Origin of the sequence: Alistipes sp. UBA6068 (genome assembly GCF_949428155.1) — a bacterium.
Lineage (GTDB): Bacteria > Bacteroidota > Bacteroidia > Bacteroidales > Rikenellaceae > Alistipes > Alistipes muris.
The window spans coordinates 240,514-256,519 of the sequence record NZ_CASQFS010000001.1 but is presented as its reverse complement, the minus strand read 5'-3'; the positions used below and the strand labels follow the sequence as shown (position 1 = coordinate 256,519).

General features: G+C 61.6%; 13 protein-coding genes. 7 read left to right on the top strand and 6 right to left on the bottom strand.

What is annotated here, in order from left to right; translation table 11 throughout:
* Positions 1-72 precede the first annotated feature (72 nt).
* Both dusB and QVG21_RS01095 read left to right on the top strand, forming a co-directional pair.
* Positions 73-1,095, top strand: a complete 1,023-nt coding sequence (gene dusB / locus QVG21_RS01100; protein ID WP_287921271.1) for a tRNA dihydrouridine synthase DusB — start codon at positions 73-75, stop codon at positions 1,093-1,095.
* A gap of 99 nt (positions 1,096-1,194) precedes the next feature.
* Complete coding sequence (locus QVG21_RS01095) at positions 1,195-2,628, top strand: S41 family peptidase (protein ID WP_287921268.1); 1,434 nt, start codon at positions 1,195-1,197, stop codon at positions 2,626-2,628.
* Between the two features lie 31 nt (positions 2,629-2,659).
* On the opposite strand, the gene QVG21_RS01090 is transcribed toward QVG21_RS01095, so the two are convergent.
* The 3 genes from QVG21_RS01090 to QVG21_RS01080 all read right to left on the bottom strand — a co-directional run bounded on the left by QVG21_RS01090 (position 2,660) and on the right by QVG21_RS01080 (position 4,819).
* Positions 2,660-3,133 (bottom strand): methylglyoxal synthase, encoded by a 474-nt coding sequence (locus QVG21_RS01090; RefSeq protein ID WP_251213594.1) that lies wholly within the window; start codon positions 3,131-3,133, stop codon positions 2,660-2,662.
* Positions 3,134-3,466: 333 nt separating this feature from the next.
* The gene (locus QVG21_RS01085; protein ID WP_251213593.1) at positions 3,467-3,874 is read right to left on the bottom strand and encodes a DUF5606 family protein; all 408 of its coding nucleotides are present in this window, start codon (positions 3,872-3,874) and stop codon (positions 3,467-3,469) included.
* 27 nt (positions 3,875-3,901) lie between these two features.
* Entirely contained in the window at positions 3,902-4,819 is a 918-nt protein-coding gene (locus QVG21_RS01080) for a mechanosensitive ion channel family protein (protein WP_287921264.1), read from the bottom strand.
* Between the two features lie 253 nt (positions 4,820-5,072).
* On the opposite strand from QVG21_RS01080, the gene QVG21_RS01075 reads away from it, so the two are divergent.
* From QVG21_RS01075 to QVG21_RS01060, 4 genes are all read left to right on the top strand, one after another.
* On the top strand, positions 5,073-6,662 hold the full coding sequence (locus tag QVG21_RS01075) for an ABC-F family ATP-binding cassette domain-containing protein (protein WP_287921261.1): 1,590 nt from the start codon (positions 5,073-5,075) through the stop codon (positions 6,660-6,662).
* Between the two features lie 74 nt (positions 6,663-6,736).
* Positions 6,737-7,960, top strand: a complete 1,224-nt coding sequence (serB, locus tag QVG21_RS01070; RefSeq protein ID WP_287921428.1) for a phosphoserine phosphatase SerB — start codon at positions 6,737-6,739, stop codon at positions 7,958-7,960.
* 3 nt (positions 7,961-7,963) lie between these two features.
* Positions 7,964-8,716 carry a DUF5689 domain-containing protein gene (locus QVG21_RS01065; RefSeq protein ID WP_287921259.1) on the top strand — a complete coding sequence of 251 codons (753 nt, stop codon included), beginning with the start codon at positions 7,964-7,966 and terminating at the stop codon, positions 8,714-8,716.
* A complete protein-coding gene (locus QVG21_RS01060) occupies positions 8,691-9,491 on the top strand; it encodes a DUF5689 domain-containing protein (RefSeq protein WP_287921257.1) in 801 nt (266 codons plus the stop codon). The genes QVG21_RS01065 and QVG21_RS01060 overlap by 26 nt, the downstream gene beginning before the upstream one ends.
* Here QVG21_RS01060 and obgE read toward each other — a convergent pair.
* The 3 genes from obgE to QVG21_RS01045 all read right to left on the bottom strand — a co-directional run bounded on the left by obgE (position 9,454) and on the right by QVG21_RS01045 (position 14,514).
* Positions 9,454-10,470 carry a GTPase ObgE gene (gene obgE, locus QVG21_RS01055; RefSeq protein ID WP_251213589.1) on the bottom strand — a complete coding sequence of 339 codons (1,017 nt, stop codon included), beginning with the start codon at positions 10,468-10,470 and terminating at the stop codon, positions 9,454-9,456. The two genes, QVG21_RS01060 and obgE, sit on opposite strands and share 38 nt — an antisense overlap.
* Positions 10,471-10,555: 85 nt before the next feature.
* Positions 10,556-12,976, bottom strand: a complete 2,421-nt coding sequence (locus tag QVG21_RS01050) for a TonB-dependent receptor (RefSeq protein ID WP_287921255.1) — start codon at positions 12,974-12,976, stop codon at positions 10,556-10,558.
* Between the two features lie 86 nt (positions 12,977-13,062).
* On the bottom strand, positions 13,063-14,514 hold the full coding sequence (locus QVG21_RS01045) for an aminoacyl-histidine dipeptidase (protein ID WP_287921253.1): 1,452 nt from the start codon (positions 14,512-14,514) through the stop codon (positions 13,063-13,065).
* 426 nt (positions 14,515-14,940) lie between these two features.
* On the opposite strand from QVG21_RS01045, the gene QVG21_RS01040 reads away from it, so the two are divergent.
* Complete coding sequence (locus QVG21_RS01040) at positions 14,941-16,005, top strand: hypothetical protein (RefSeq protein WP_287921250.1); 1,065 nt, start codon at positions 14,941-14,943, stop codon at positions 16,003-16,005.
* Position 16,006 lies beyond the last annotated feature (1 nt).

Genomic DNA, 16,006 nt, shown 5'->3' with positions numbered 1-16,006 from the left:
GAATTTCGACTGCAAATTTAACGTTTTATTGCCAAATAACAACTACCTTTGCAGCCGAATCCGCCCACCGACATGAAGATAGCCGACATAGACCTCGGAGACCGCCCGCTGCTGCTGGCCCCGATGGAAGACGTGACCGACCCCTCGTTCCGCTACATGTGCAAGCGGTTCGGGGCCGACATGGTCTACACGGAATTCATCTCGTCGGACGGACTGATACGCGACGCGGCCAAGTCGCTGAAAAAACTGGAAATCGACGAGGGCGAACGCCCCGTAGGCATTCAGATCTACGGTCATCTGATCGAACCGATGGTCGAAGCGGCCCGGATGGCCGAGGCGGCGAATCCGGATGTGATAGACATCAATTTCGGCTGCCCGGTGAAGAAAATCGCGGGCCGCGGCGCAGGCTCGGGGATGATGCGCGACGTGCCGACGATGATCGAAATGACGCGCCGCATTGTGGAGGCGGTGCGCAAACCCGTGACCGTGAAGACCCGGCTGGGCTGGGACGACGAACACAAGAACATCGAAGAAATCGCCCTGCGGCTGCAGGACGCGGGAATTGCGGCACTAACGATTCATGGCCGCACGCGGGCACAGATGTACCGCGGCGAAGCGGACTGGACGCTTATCGGCAAGGTGAAGAACAACCCGCAGATACGCATCCCGATTATCGGCAACGGCGATGTGGATTCGGGCCCCCGGGCGGCGGAGATGTTCGACCGCTACGGAGTGGACGGCGTGATGATAGGCCGCGCGACCTATGGCCGGCCGTGGATATTCCGCGAAGCGAAACACTACCTTGCGACGGGCGAGGTGCTGCCGCAGCCGACGGTGACGGAACGGGTGGCCATCGCCAAGGAACATCTGCGCAAATCGCTCGAAATCAAAGGCGACCACGTAGGAATCCTGGAAATGCGGCGCCATCTGACCAACTATTTCAAAGGGCTGCCCAACTTCAAGGAGACGCGGCTGAAACTGGTGACATCGCTCGACATCGACGAACTCTTCGCCACGCTCGACCTTATTGCCGAACGCTGGGGCGACTTCGACGCCAGCACCGCCGTACCTGCCCCGCTGTCGCACAACCTCTGACACGAAAAATTCCGAACGATTGCCGCAAACAAATCGGGTGCCGTCTGCAATAAATCCGGGAAAAGCGCGTTAACAAGACGAACAGAATCCCGGAACATCATGAAAATCATCCTCCTTTCACTGCTGCTTGCGGCAAGCACCCTCAGCGCCCGGGCCGAAGAACCCGATGCACCCGAAGGACGCAATGTCCGCATCCCCGGCCGCTGTTTCGCCATGCTGGACTACAAACTCCCCCGCACGCGCGTCGGTTTGGAAAGAAACCTCCACCGAGTGCCGCGCCACCCGGGGCTCAATTCGCTGCTCTCCCCCGCCGAAAAAGCCGAGGTGCTGGCCGAGATAAACGCCCGCTGCGATGCGCTGGGCAAGGATTCGCTGCTGACCTCCGACCTGTTCTGGGTCATGCGCCCCTATTTCGACCTGCTGCACCACGAAGACCCGCACTACCGGATTACTCCGGTACCGTACGGCGACACCGAAGTCTACACGAAAAAGAGCGACCAACGCAGGCTGAGCCGCGAACTGCAGATGCCGGCCTTCTCGCTGCTACAAATCAACGACACGCTTATCGTCGACCGCTCGCTCGACCCGCAGTTCCGGCGCGGCGACCGCGTAGCAACCATCAACGGAGTGGCGGCGGCCGACTATCTGAAATACGGCTACGGCGACCGCCACACGATACCGACCGCGCTGATGAACCGCTGCTATTACAGCCAGGCCGTCGAGCGGTTCCGCATCGGCCTGGAACGCGACGGCCAACAGCTGACGGTGGAGACGGCGGGACAACCGGCCCGAAAAGCCATCTTCGCCCTGAACAAGGCCGAAGAGACCGACGCCAACATACGCACCTATGCCGACGCCGGAGCGGGCTACATAGCGATCCCTGCGTTTTTCCCCAACAACAGCCGGCTGATACGCATTGTGCGCAAGGCAATCACGGATTTCAAGAAACAAGGGCTGCGAAACGTGATTCTCGACCTGCGGCGCAATCCGGGCGGCAACGGCCACGCATTCGACGAACTGCTCTCGATATTCATCGACAAACCGGTGGTCGACTACTGCACGGGGCAGCGGGTCAAGGTATCGAAAGAAGCGATGCAATATTATGATTTTCTGACCGAAGAACAAAGCGGCCAAGTGGTGGAACTGCCCGAAACGGAATATGTCCGCTCGTTCGAGACGAATCCGAAGATGTACGTCGGCGGCATGAACTGCTACGTGCTGGTGAGCCGCGACACGGGCTCGATAGCCGCATCGTTCGTCAACATGCTGCAATACCACGGCGCGGCGCAGCTGGTCGGCGAACCGCTGCTGCACAACGCACTGAAATACGGCGAAGTGCTGGAGGGGCGGACGCTGTATCCGTCGCAACTGGCCGAGAGCTGCGTTTCGATGGTCGAAATAGACGAATGCACACGCCGCGACGACGGCTACATAGTGCCCGACATCGCGATACCCTACGTAGCGGCGGAATACCTGACGGGCCGCGACGCCGTGCTGGAAAAGCTGCTGGAAACAATAAAAGGAGCCTGCTGACAGGCTCCTTTATCATGAAAGGCGCGGGCGTCTATTTCAACACGCGCTCGACGTAATCGCGGTAATCCTTGACCACGGGCTCGTAAGTCTCGTCCTTGAAAAGGGGCGACGAAATCAGAAAATCGGCCGTAGCGCGGTTGATGGCCGTCGGCACGTTGTAGAGCGAAGCGAGACGCAGCAAAGCCTTGACGTCGACGTCGTGGGGCTGTGCGGCCATCGGGTCGCAGAAGAAAATCAAGGCGCTGACCTTGCCCGAGACGATGAGCGAACCCAACTGCTGGTCGCCGCCCAGCGGACCCGACTTGAGAAGGGTAATATCGAGGTCGTCGACGTTGCAGCTGCCGTCGGTGCGCGCGGTCAGCGTTTTCTCGACCATTTTGCCCGTCGTACCGGTACACACCAGCGGATGGGTGGCGAGCACATTGCAGTTCCAGTCGACCCATTCGGCCAGGTCGCGCTTCATGTTGTCGTGCGCCACGAGGGCCACCATTTTCTTTTTGTTCATAATTCTGCGTCTGTGGAAACCGCGTATCGGTTTCCGAATTCAACTTATAATATAATGTTCGAGGGACAAAGATAGTGCAAGCCGAAAGCAGTACCAAATTTATTTGAGGACTGCTGAGGCGCCGCCTATCTAAACCGGAGCGCAGCTTCGGTAAAGTGCGGGCCGAAAGCAAAAACAAACTTGTTTGATTTTTGCCGAGGCACCGCTGACATCAGACAAAGATAGTGCAAAAATCGCTATTTATTAAAAATATTTACAAAATAATCCGTCGCGTCCGCGGAACAAAAAAGTCCCGGCCAAAACCGGGACTGCAACCGAATGGGCACGGCAGGGCTACTCCTGCGGCTCCTCGGGGAGCTTGAACTCGGTGAAGCCTGCGGCCACGAGCGTATTGTACCACGCGAAGCACTTCTTGATGTCGGAAACGTGCACGCGCTCGCGGTCGTACTCGGGCAGCGCCTCGGCGAAAGCGGCCTTCAGCTTCTCGGGCGTCTCCTTGGGGCTGACGGCCTGCTTGCCGCCCGTATGAGCGTAGATTCGGGTGAAGACCTCGGCCAACGGAATGTCGTCGCCCTCGGTGTAAACCGAAATCTCGGTCAGCGAGCTGACCCTCGACGATGCGGGCGCGTTGAACCGCCGTCCGTCGGCCAACGATTCGACGATAATCCCGCGCGCCGACTGCGCTACATACTTGTACAAACCGGGCTGGCCCGAAATAGCCAGAATTTCTCGTAATTCCATAGTGAATATACCTTGATGAATAGAGTGTTATTCTTGTTTCAGATGCAGGTCCACCTGCGGGAACGGGAAGTTGATGCCGTGCTCGGGCAGACGCTTGTAGAACCGCTCGTTGTTCTGGAAGAAGACGTCCCAATAATCGGCGTTGCGCGTCCAGGCCCGCACGGTAAGATTCACCGCCGAATCGGCCAGCTCGGCGACCCACACCACGGGGGCGGGCTGTGCCAGAATACGGGTATCGGAAGCGAGGATTTCGAGCAGCGCCTTGCGGGCCGCGTCGACATCGTCGCCGTAGGAAATGCCTATCGTCCAGTCGACACGCCGCAGGTCGGCCGTCGAATAGTTGTCGATGATGGCCGTGGCGATGGCATTGTTGGGGATGTAGATGGTCTGGTTGTCGCCCGTGGTGATGACCGTGGAAAAGAGCTTGATTTCCCGCACGGTGCCCGACTGCCCCTGCGCCGAAATGAAGTCGCCGACACGGTAGGGCTTCATGACGAGAATCATCACGCCGCCCGCGAAATTCTGGGCCGTACCGCTCAGCGCCATACCGATGGCCAGCGTAGCGGCGGAGAAGAGGGCGATGACCGAAGTGACGTTGACGCCCAAAGTCTGCACGACGATGAGGATGAGCAGCAGCGTGAAGACGACCTTGACGGCGTTGCGCACGAACATGCGCAGCGAAATGTCGACCTTGCGCCGCTCGAAAGCCACGTCGAGCAGCTGGACGATGCGCCGGACGATCCAGCGTCCGATCATGTAGATGGCTACGGCCAGCAACAGTTTCAGCAGAATCCACACCGCATCGTTGAGAATGCCCGTGAAGAATTCGCGGTAATCCATATTGACCACCTTGTCGATGGTCTGCGCAAGGTTGGCTTTCTGCACGCTGTCGGGTACCAGCAGCGGCTCATCGGCGGGAAGCACCTGCAAGAAAAAATTCCACATACGTCTCTCTGCTTAGGTTTGCATGCAAAAATAGACAAATTCCGCCGAATACGGAAATAATCGGCCGACCCGCCGCAAAAAACAGCGGATAAGTTGCAGGAAAAAAGAACTTTGCTACCTTTGCTGCCGGATTCAGAAAACACTCCGATGAAAATAAACGTTCGATAGGCCGGTTCTGCGGAACCGATGCCGCTGCAAATCAAGCATTCAGGTTTCACCGGGCCCTCAGCGGGCCGCCATTCGATCGTTTATCATGTCTATCATCGCAAGCGGTATTTCGTACCGCCACACCAACAATCAACCCCTGTTCGAGCATGTCGCCCTCTCCGTACCCGACGGCGCCAAAGTGTCGCTAATCGGCCCCAACGGTGTGGGCAAAACAACGCTGCTGCAACTGCTGGGAGGCCGGCTGGCCCCTGCGGCGGGAAGCGTGGCCACCTCGTCGCAACCCTATTATATTCCCCAGCATACGACACCCGACGAGCGCAGCATCGCCGAACTGCTCGGCGTGGACGACAAACTGCGCGCCTTGCAGGCTATATGCGCAGGAGCGACCGACACGGCCTGGTTCGACACACTGAACGACGACTGGACCATCGAGGAGCGATGCCGCGCCGTGTTGGCCGAATGGGAGCTTCGCGACGCAGCCCTCGACACCCCCGTCGCCGCCTTGAGCGGCGGCGAACGGACGAAGGTGCTGCTGGCAGGCCTAAGCCTGCACAATCCCGCAATCGTACTGCTCGACGAACCGACCAACCACCTCGACCGCAGGGCGCGGGCCAAACTCTACGACTACATCGGCTCGACGCACGCAACGCTGGTCGTGGTCAGCCACGACATCACGCTGCTGAATCTGCTGCATACGACCTGCGAACTGACCGCCGCGGGCATTCGGCTTTACGGCGGCAACTATGATTTCTACCGCGTACAGAAAAACATCGAGGAGCAGGCGCTGACCGAGCGTATCGAAGCAGAGCAGACAGCGCTGCGTGCGGCACGCCGACAAGCGCAGGAAGTGCGCGAACGGCAGGAGCGACGGAGCGCGCAAGGCAAACGGAACAAATCGAAGACGGGGCTGGCCCGGATTGTCGTCAATGCACGCGGCGCGCAGGCGCAGAACAGCGCGGCACGGCTGCAAGACCGGCACACCGCCATCATCGGCGATACGCGACAGCGGCTCGCAGAGCTGCGCGAGCAACAGACACGCCACGGCGAACTGAAAATCGACTTCGACGATGCCGCCCTGCACACGGGCAAACGACTGATTCGGGCCGAGGGGCTGAACTTCGCCTACGGCGACGGCGCACCGCTTTGGCCGCAACCGCTCGACCTCGAAATACGCAGCGGCGACCGCGTGCACATCGCGGGCGACAACGGCAGCGGCAAAACGACGCTTGTGCGGATGCTGCTGGGCGAACTGGCCCCGACCGCCGGGCGGGTGGAACGGGCCGATTTTTCGGCCGTCCATCTCGACCAGGAATACCGGACGCTCGACAGTTCCCAATCGGTGCTGGAAACGGCCGAACGGCACAACGCGCACAATCTGCCCGACCACGAACTCAAGGTCCGGCTCGACCGCGCCCTTTTCCCGCACGAGACGTGGGACAAACCCTGCCGGGCGCTGAGCGGCGGCGAACGGATGCGGCTTTCGCTCTGCTGCATGATGCTCTCGGAGCGCATCCCCGACCTGATGGTGCTGGACGAACCGACCAACAACCTCGACATCGGAAGCCTCGCGATTCTGACCGACACGGTCCGCAGCTACCACGGCACGCTGCTCGTCATTTCGCACGACGAACATTTCGTCCGGGAAGTCGGGACGGCAACAACCGTCGTGCTGTAAAAAAGAGCAAATAATTTGCAGGGAAGAAAAGAACTTTTCTAACTTTGTATAAAATTGTACGGACGCAACACACCATGCAGAACGACATCGAAATCATACAGATAAACATTTCGGGCGCCGACAAGCCGGGCATGACCTCGTCGCTGACGGCCATCCTGGCGCGCTACGACGCCTGCATCCTCGACATCGGTCAGGCCAACATCCACCAGTCGCTGACCTTGGGCATCCTTATCATGACCACCCCCGACAAGTCGGGCGGCATCATGAAAGAACTGCTGTTCAAGGCGTCGGAACTGGGCGTGATGATACGCTTCACCCCGATTTCGGAGGAGGACTACGAAGCCTGGGTGGGCCGCCAGGGCAAGAACCGCTACATCATCACGCTGCTTGGCCGCACGGTCTCGGCGCGCCACATCGCCGAAGTGACGGCCGTGGTGGCCGAACACGGGCTCAACATCGACGCCATCAAGCGTCTGACGGGCCGCATGCCGCTGCACGAGGACGACCGCGCGGCCAAGGCCTGCATCGAACTTTCGGTGCGCGGCTCGCTGTCCGACGAGAGCCGCAGCGCCATGCAGGAACGCTTCATGAACCTGTCGGAACTGGGGCTCGACGTCTCGTTCCAGAAAGACGACATCTACCGCCGCAGCCGCCGTCTGATATGTTTCGACATGGATTCGACGCTCATCGAAACCGAGGTGATCGACGAGCTGGCCGAACGGGCGGGCGTGGGCGACGAGGTGCGGGCCATTACGGCGAGCGCCATGCGCGGCGAGATAGACTTCCGCGAGAGCTTCACGCGCCGCGTGGCCCTGCTGAAAGGGCTGGACGTCTCGGTCATGGACGAAATAGCCCGCAATCTCCCCATTACCGAGGGGCTGGAACGCATGATGACCATCCTCAAGCGCGTGGGCTACAAGACGGCCATCCTCTCGGGCGGCTTCACCTACTTCGGCAACTACCTGCGCCAGAAATACGGCTTCGACTACGTCTATGCCAACGAGCTGGAAATCGAGGACGGCAAACTGACGGGCCGCTATGCGGGCGAAGTGGTCGACGGACGCCGCAAGGCCGAGCTGCTGCGGCTGCTGTGCCAGTTCGAGGAGATCAACATCGCCCAGTCGGTGGCCGTGGGCGACGGCGCCAACGACCTGCCGATGCTCAACCTGGCGGGTCTGGGCATCGCTTTCCACGCCAAACCCAAGGTCAAGGCCACGGCCCGGCAGTCGATTTCGACCATCGGGCTCGACGGCATTCTCTACTTCCTCGGACTGAAAGATTCCCGCATCGAGGGATAGGCCATGCGACCGTGGGTGGCTATCGGAGCTCTGCTGCTGAGCGGCTGTTACGATTCGTCGTTCGGCGAACGGCACGAAGAGACGACGCCCCCGCCGGCCACGACAACGATAGGCGAACTGCGTGCACGATTCGAGGGAACCACCGTTGCCGTCGAAAGCGAAACGACGGTCTGCGGCCGGGTGACGACCTGCGACCGCAGCGCCAATTTCTACCGCACGCTCTGCATCGAATCCGACGGCGCGGGGCTCGAAATCATGGCGGGGCTCGACCACCTGCACAACGACTATCCGGAGGGCTGCCTGCTCACGGTCCGGCTGCAAGGCTGGGCGCTGGGCGAAAGCCGCGGAGTGTTGCAGGCAGGCCGCCTGCCCTCGGCATCGGACGGCTACCCGACCGACTACATCGCTTCGCGCCCGGCCCTCGCCCGCACGATTATCCGCCACGACACCCCGCCGCAGCCCTCTGCACCGACCGTTCGGACCATCGGCGAACTGACGCCTGCCCTATGCGGCACGCTGGTGCGCATCGAACGCGTGCGATATGCCCCCGACGGGCTGGCGGAAGGTACTTGGGCCGGAAACAAACGCTTCACAGACCAGGAGGGCACCGCCGTCTACACCTATGTCCGCCCCTACGCCGATTTCGCCGGAAACGAAGTTCCGGCAGGGCCCTGCTCGCTGACGGGGATTCTCCAACACGACGGCAGCCGCTATCTGCTCAAACTGCGCGATGAAACCGACTGCTCGCCGCTGTAAGGCATGGCTGCTGACGGCCCTGCTGCTCGCAGGCTGCGACCGGGCCACGACCCTCGAATTCGGGGAGGCCGAACAGCCCCGCCCGACCTGCACCATCGCCCGGCTGAAATCGCGCTGCGAGGGAGCCTCCTACCCTGTCACCGACCAGACCGTCATCCGCGGCATCGTCACGGGAAACAACCGCTACGGCGAATTCTACAACCAACTCGTCATCGAAGATGCGAGCGGCGGCCTTGCGATTGCGGCCGAATACGACGCGGCGGAGAACGCCTACCCACTGGGCGAAGAGCTGGTCGTCTACTGCAACGGACTGACACTCTACGACTACGGCGGCAAAATCGAATTGGGAAAGGCAGCGGACGGGAATCTTTGCATCCCGCGCGACGAAGCGGACAAACACCTGCGGCTCAGCGGGCTACCGGCGGCGCGGATAACAGCCCGGCCCGTCCGAATCGGCGAACTGACCCCGGCGGATGCCGACACCTACGTGCGCATCGACGGTGTACGCTTCGCCCAACGCGCCGCGTGGTGCGACTTCGACCCCGAAACGGGGCGCTACGTCACCACCGAACGGACCCTCGCGGATGCCGACGGCAACACGCTGGCGGTCCGGACCCTGGGCGGCTGTCTCTACGCAGGCGAACCGCTGCCCGAAGGCAACGGTTCGCTATGCGGAATCATCAGCTATTTCAACGGCAGCTTTTCGCTCCGCATCACCGGAATCGAAACGTCGTTCGTCACTCCTCCTGCAACGCCTGCCACAGCATATCCTTGAGCTGCTGGATATTGAGCCCCGAAACCGACGAAATGAAGACCGCCGGAATGCCCTCGGGCAGGTGGGGCCGCATCTGGCCGATCAGCTCGTCGTCGAGCATGTCGCACTTGGTCACGGCCAACAGGCGGCGTTTGTCGAGCAGCTCGGGATTGTACTGCGTCAGCTCGCCCAGCAGAATTTCGTAATCGCGCCGCACGTCGTCGCTGTCGGCCGGAATCATGAACAGCAGCACCGAATTGCGCTCGATATGCCGCAGGAACCGCGTGCCGAGCCCGCGCCCCTCGTGCGCCCCCTCGATGATACCCGGAATGTCGGCCATGACGAACGACTTGTGGTCGCGCACCTCCACGATTCCGAGATTGGGTTCGAGCGTGGTGAACGCGTAGTTGGCGATCTTGGGCTTGGCCGCCGAAACGACCGACAGCAAAGTCGACTTCCCGGCATTGGGAAAGCCTACCAGCCCCACGTCGGCCAGCACCTTCAACTCCAATATGAAAGCTCCTTCGTCGCCCTCCTCGCCGGGTTGGGCGTAGCGCGGGGTCTGGTTGGTGGCGCTCTTGAAATGCCAGTTGCCCAACCCGCCGCGGCCGCCTTTGAGCAGAACCAGCTGCTCGCCGTGTTCGGTCACCTCGCCCACGGTTTCGACCGAAGTCGTGCCGTCCTCCTGCTCCACAAGCCGTTTGGCCACCGTACCCAGCGGCACGGGAATGACGATGTTGGGCGCATCCTTGCCCGACGACCGGGCCCCCGAACCGCACTGGCCGTCCTCGGCGAACTGGTGGCGCTGGTACTTGAGGTGGATGAGCGTCCAGTACTGCCTGTCGCCCTGCAAAACGATGCTGCCGCCCTTGCCGCCGTCGCCGCCATCGGGACCGCCGAACGCCACGAATTTCTCGCGGCGGAAATGGGCCGAGCCGGCACCTCCGTGGCCCGAGCGGGCGAATATCTTGACGTAGTCTACGAAATTGGAACCTGCCATAACTTTGGGGTGTTTTCGTGGCAAAGGTAATAAATAAATTGCATTTACCTTATGTATATGCGCCGGGAGCCCCTGCCCGCGACGCCTAAAAACTATAACTGACCGACAAATAAAACGTGCGCGGATAAGCGTGGGTGTAGCGCGTGGCATGGGGCCACCAGCTGACGGCATCGCCCGCCGTGACGCGCCGCACGCGCATGGATTCATAGCCGTTGTAAACCGTATTGCGGCTTCCGGGCAGGTTGCGCACGACGAGCGAAGCGACCAGCCGGGAACGGCCTATCATGAACGACTTGTAAACCGACGCATCGGCCGTGAAAGCGTCCGGCAGCCGCTCCTGTCGCGTGAAAGCATCGAAAGCCTCGGGAACGCTGCCGCCCTGCCGGGCCATGCGGAGGGTCCGCCGCACGGGCATGGGTTCGACATGGCGGATTCCCGCATATCCGGCCGACAGCCGGGCGCCCCACCCTTTCGGCCCGAAGTAGCAGACTTCGGCGCAGGCCGTCAGAGCGGGCGCACCGCCCACGACGCAGTCGCCCATGTAGCTCTCGGCCCGCGTGTCGACCGCGCTGTTGTCGGTGTCCGAAACGACCGTCACGCGCGGATTGCGGAGATAGCGGTACGACCCTGCCGACGCGGCGAGCGACAGCCGCCACCGATAGGAGAGCCGCAGCGAAGCGGCCGCTTCCAACCCGCAGGCCAGCCGCCCGCTGCCCGTCACCGAAAGGTCGCAGTAGAGGCCCGCCAAGTCGTCGAAATAACGCCGCGTATCCATCCCGTCGAAAGAAGCGGTAAGAAACGCCGAGGCCTGCCATTCGAGCGTCCGTCCTGTCGAACGGTAGTTCAGCTCGGCGGCGAACAGCTGTTCGGGAACGATCCGCTCCACGCTCAGATTGTTGTAAAGCGGCTGAAAGAACATCGCGTCGGCATCGGGCGGCGAAGCACTGGCCGCGGCCGAAAAACCGAGGTAACTGCGCGGCGAAAATGCCCACCCGGCCGACGCCTTGAACGCATAGGTCGCCATACGCATCCGGCGCGAACGGCCGAAAGAGCGGCTGCCGGGAAAAAGCTCCTTTTCCATCAGTCCCCGCCGATAAGTCGATGCCGCGCCCAACTCGGCCGCCGCATCGGCCCGAAACCTGTCGGCGCGGTAAACCGCCCGCAGATGCGTCGCCGCCCGGAACCGCACCAGCCGATAGTCGTAGCCGAAACGGTTGCCCTGCCCGATGACCCGCCCCGGATGGCGCAGGTCGTTTTCGGACAGACGGCCGTAGGTGGCGTCGTCCACCAGGTACTGGTCCCTGTCGACCACATACCCGGCCCCCAGCAGGTCGCGCATCCGCTTGAAGCTGCGGGTCGCTTCGCGGCCGAGCGAAATCCCGCCGTCGAGCGTCAGCCGCGGACTTACCTGCGCCGAAACCGCTGCGTCGAGACGCAGGTTGCAAAGCCTTTCGACACGATCTTCCAGCGCATAGACCGCATGCCCGCCGCCCAGCCGGTTGACGGCCATCATGCCGTCCCAGTCGATTTGCGTATAGCGAGGGTCGGCCGCCCGCCACGCCTGCTCGGTATCGGGGTCGAGGGCGAAAGAGGGCAGGTAACGATAATTGTCGGGCATGGGCGTGCGGGCGTCGTACCACCCTAACGCACTATAACTCCGGCTTCCGGTCTCGGCGCTCAGCACAGCCGAAAGCGATGTGTTCGCCGACAGCCCGCCGCGATACGAAACCGCCGTCCACGGCACCGTCTCGCGCCGCACCCGCGAATTGCGCACCTTGCCGTTCTGAAAACCCCACGCCGGATTGTAGAGCGCGTCGCCCGTGAGCGAGAACGCCTCCCCGACCGACGAAAGGCGCGTGCCCCGCACCGACGGCGGGACTACGGCCAGCAACGCCACCCGATGATTCGGCCCGAAATGCTTCTCCAGCCGGAACACCGCTGTCAGGGCATTGGTGAAAACCCCGTCGGCATAGAGGTCGCGCCCGGTCCGAAAATCGAGCGCCGCCGCGAAACGCCAGTCATGCGGCAGTTCGCCGACGGCCGAGACCTTGGCCCCGACCAAGTGATTCCGCCCCGAAAACGATACCGAAGCCCGGTAAGGCAGCAGCGGCATCCCGTCCGCGAATCCGAACGTCCGCACACCGCCTGCACCCCCGAGGTGCTCCGCCGTCATGGCCAGGCCCGGTTCCGCGCGTTCCTCGGCTCCCAGTCCGCGCAGCGCCTGAAAACAGCGGTACGGCACCTGCGCCCCGTCGGCCGTGGCGACCTCCGCACCGAACGGCTGTCCGCGCCGCTGCAAAGCCACCTGCGGCAGGATGAACGCCGAGACGGAACCGTACAGGTCGGGAGCCGCCTGCACGGCGCGATAGAACAGCGCCGAATCGGGCACCAGCATGGGCCGGGGCTCCTCGTACTCGGCAAAAGGGTAATATTCGTCGTCGAAAGTCTGGGCCGCCGCCGGGCATGCGCAAAGGGCAAAGAGAAGACAAAGGCGGCTTTTCAGCATACGAAAAAGACTTAACGGAACATACGAAGATACGAAAAAATCCGGGAGCTGCACCCTGCAACTCCCGGAATTCCAAGCGCCGGCGGCTACAACGTCCGCAGCACTTCGTTGAGCAGCTCCCAGAACTTGGGAACGGTGGCGATTTCGAGGCGCTCGTCGGGCGAATGGACGCCCCGCAGCGTAGGTCCGAACGACACCATTTCCAGGTCGGGATACTTTTCGAGGAACAGCCCGCACTCCAATCCGGCATGGATGGCCCGCACCTTGGGTTCGGTACCGAACAGCCGACGGTAGGCGTCGGCCGTCACGGCCAGCAGGCGCGACTTCGGGTCGGGCGTCCAGCCCGGGTAACCGTCGGAATGGGCTACATCGGCGCCCGCCAGCGCGAAGACCGACTCGACCATCTGCATCACGTAGGTCTTGGCGCTTTCGACCGACGAGCGCTGCGACGAAGTGACGACGATTTTGTTTTCTCCGGCGAACTTCACCGACGCGAGATTGGTAGAGGTCTCCACGAGCCCCGGCACGGCGGCCGACATGGCCACGACGCCGTTGGGCACCCCCACGAGCGAGTAAATCAGCGCGAACTGCGACCGCGCGTCGAGCACCTCGGCCACCTGCGGCATCTCGTTGAGCGTAATGCGGAAATTGGGTTCGCGCAGGCGGAACTCGGCTTCGAGGTCGGCGGCGAAGAGCTCATAACGTTTCTCGAAATCCTTCTTGAGCCGGGTCGGAACGCCGAAAATGGCGTATGCCTCGCGCGGAATGGCATTGCGCAAATTGCCGCCCGAGAAGTAGCTCAGACGCAGCTCGCACGACTGCATCCCGCCCCACAGAAGCCGCGCCACGGTCTTGTTGGAATTGACGCGCCCTTTGTCGATGTCGTCGCCCGAATGGCCGCCCAGCAGGTCGGAGACGTCGACCCGGAAAAACGAGTAATTCTTGGGCGCCTCCTCCATCGAACAGGTAAAGGTGGCGATGGTATCGATGCCCCCGGCACAGCCGATGAACAACTCGCCCTCGTCCTCCGAATCGAGGTTGAGCAGGTATTTGCCCTGCAACATCCCCTCGCCCAGCTCGAAAGCCCCGGTAAGGCCGGTCTCCTCGTCGACCGTAAAGAGCGCTTCCAGCGGCCCGTGCTGGGCCTGCGGGTCGATCAGCACGGCCAGCGCGGCGGCCATGCCGATGCCGCAGTCGGCCCCGAGCGTGGTCCCCTCGGCCCGCACCCACCCGTCGGCGATGTAGGCGCGGATGGGGTCGTTGTCGAAATCGAACTCCACGTCGGAATTCTTCTCGCAGACCATATCCATATGCGACTGGAGGATGACAGCCGGGCGCTCCTCGAAACCGGGCGTAGCGGGTTTGCGGATGACGACGTTACCCACACCGTCCTTTTTATATTCGAGCTGGTGTTGCTTGGCGAAAGCTACCAGAAAGTCGATGATCCGGCCCTCCTTTTTCGAGGGTCGCGGCACCTGCGTGATGGCGTCGAACTGCTCCCACACCAAGCGGGGCTCCAATCCTGCAATTTCAGACATGACGTAACAATTATTGATTCGGACAAAAATACGAATAAGCGAGCGCAAAAGCAAGTTTACTTGCATTTTGCCGAGCGGGAGTATACGAAATTTTCGGAAATTCCGGGAGGATATGCGGCGACAAATTTTCGCACATCAATACAACGAACTGATTGCCAGCTCACAGCACAATCCGAAGTCTGCACCGCCCTGCTCTGCGAATCCGCCAACCTGCCCACCGCAAAAAATCGACGGGGCGATGTTGCTAATTCAGCAAAAAATACTAACTTTGTCCCACTAAGAACCCCCTTTCCGGATGCAGGAAACGCGCTTTTTCAAGCGACGGAATTTTCCACGGAAAGGAACGAAGTTTTCGGAAGTTTCCGGCTTAACCGACATAACCTGTTAAGGACAAGCCGTTTATACAAACTCCGAAGAGGAGAAGGTATGTCCGCAACCGAACCGAAGCCCTGCAACCGAACCGAGGAAACGCCGCATTGGTACGTACTGACCGTGCTCCGGTCGAGCCTGCAAGCCTGCGAACAACTGGCGGCCCATGCAGACGAGTTCAACGCCCGCTCCGCCGCCCGGCTGGAATGCTTCGCACCGACGTTCGTCGATGTGACCGCACGCGACAACGGCCGGGGACGCATCCGCAAACCCCTGCTGTACAACTACATATTCATCAGAGGAACCCTGCCGCAACTTCGCAGGTTCCACAACGCCTACCCCGCCTACAACCTGATTCCGACGGGCGAAAAACGGGAGGCACCGACCGACTACCGCTATGTCCCGGACGACGAAATGGCGCAGTTCATGCGCATCGCCCAAGCCTACGAACATGCGGTTCCCTGCTTCTCGCCGTCGGAAATCGACCTTGAGCAGGGCGACCGGGTCCGAATCGTCGGCGGCCAGTTCTCGGGAGTGGAGGGGGTGCTGCTCAGCCAGCAGGGCCGCGACGGCGGCAGGGTAATCGTCCGAATCACCGACATGCTGGCGGTCGAAACGCTCGACATCGCGCCGCAATACCTCCAAATCGTGGAATTCGCCAAAGGCGGCAAACACATTTACGACAAAATCGAAAGCTACCTGCCCAAGGCCCGCCGGGCGCTGGCCAACAGTCTGCTGCGGAAAGGTCCCGATGCCAGCGACCTGGCGGCCGTGAACTATTTTCTGACGCGCTACGGCCAGGTGTCGCTGCCCCCGGCGTCCAAAATCCGCGGAAAATACACGGCCCTGCTGATGCTCAGCCACCGCGTCCTGGGCCGCACGAACGAATACGAATGCTGCAAGCAGGAATATCTGGAATTTCTGCCGCAGATCACCAACCCCGAAACCCGGGCGATGACTTTGGGCATGCTCTACGCCTGCACGGCCGAGCCCCGGTGGCTGCACGAGGCGCGCGCCCTCGCCGACCAATGGCTCGGCTCCGAGGAGCAGCCGAACGCCGCCCGCCGGGCCATCCTCGAAGATTTGGCCTTATACGAAAAAGCACTCGCTGCACAACGCTGAA

Excerpts from the sequence above, each read along its gene's own strand:
- QVG21_RS01060 (WP_287921257.1), top strand. The coding sequence starts at position 8,691 with ATGAAACCGACTGCTCGCCGCTGTAAGGCATGGCTGCTGACGGCCCTG.
- QVG21_RS01085 (WP_251213593.1), bottom strand. The coding sequence starts at position 3,874 with ATGGAATTACGAGAAATTCTGGCTATTTCGGGCCAGCCCGGTTTGTAC.
- obgE (WP_251213589.1), bottom strand. The coding sequence starts at position 10,470 with ATGGCAGGTTCCAATTTCGTAGACTACGTCAAGATATTCGCCCGCTCG.
- QVG21_RS01075 (WP_287921261.1), top strand. The coding sequence starts at position 5,073 with ATGTCTATCATCGCAAGCGGTATTTCGTACCGCCACACCAACAATCAA.
- QVG21_RS01040 (WP_287921250.1), top strand. The coding sequence starts at position 14,941 with ATGTCCGCAACCGAACCGAAGCCCTGCAACCGAACCGAGGAAACGCCG.
- QVG21_RS01050 (WP_287921255.1), bottom strand. The coding sequence starts at position 12,976 with ATGCTGAAAAGCCGCCTTTGTCTTCTCTTTGCCCTTTGCGCATGCCCG.
- serB (WP_287921428.1), top strand. The coding sequence starts at position 6,737 with ATGCAGAACGACATCGAAATCATACAGATAAACATTTCGGGCGCCGAC.
- QVG21_RS01095 (WP_287921268.1), top strand. The coding sequence starts at position 1,195 with ATGAAAATCATCCTCCTTTCACTGCTGCTTGCGGCAAGCACCCTCAGC.
- QVG21_RS01080 (WP_287921264.1), bottom strand. The coding sequence starts at position 4,819 with ATGTGGAATTTTTTCTTGCAGGTGCTTCCCGCCGATGAGCCGCTGCTG.
- QVG21_RS01090 (WP_251213594.1), bottom strand. The coding sequence starts at position 3,133 with ATGAACAAAAAGAAAATGGTGGCCCTCGTGGCGCACGACAACATGAAG.
- QVG21_RS01065 (WP_287921259.1), top strand. The coding sequence starts at position 7,964 with ATGCGACCGTGGGTGGCTATCGGAGCTCTGCTGCTGAGCGGCTGTTAC.
- QVG21_RS01045 (WP_287921253.1), bottom strand. The coding sequence starts at position 14,514 with ATGTCTGAAATTGCAGGATTGGAGCCCCGCTTGGTGTGGGAGCAGTTC.
- dusB (WP_287921271.1), top strand. The coding sequence starts at position 73 with ATGAAGATAGCCGACATAGACCTCGGAGACCGCCCGCTGCTGCTGGCC.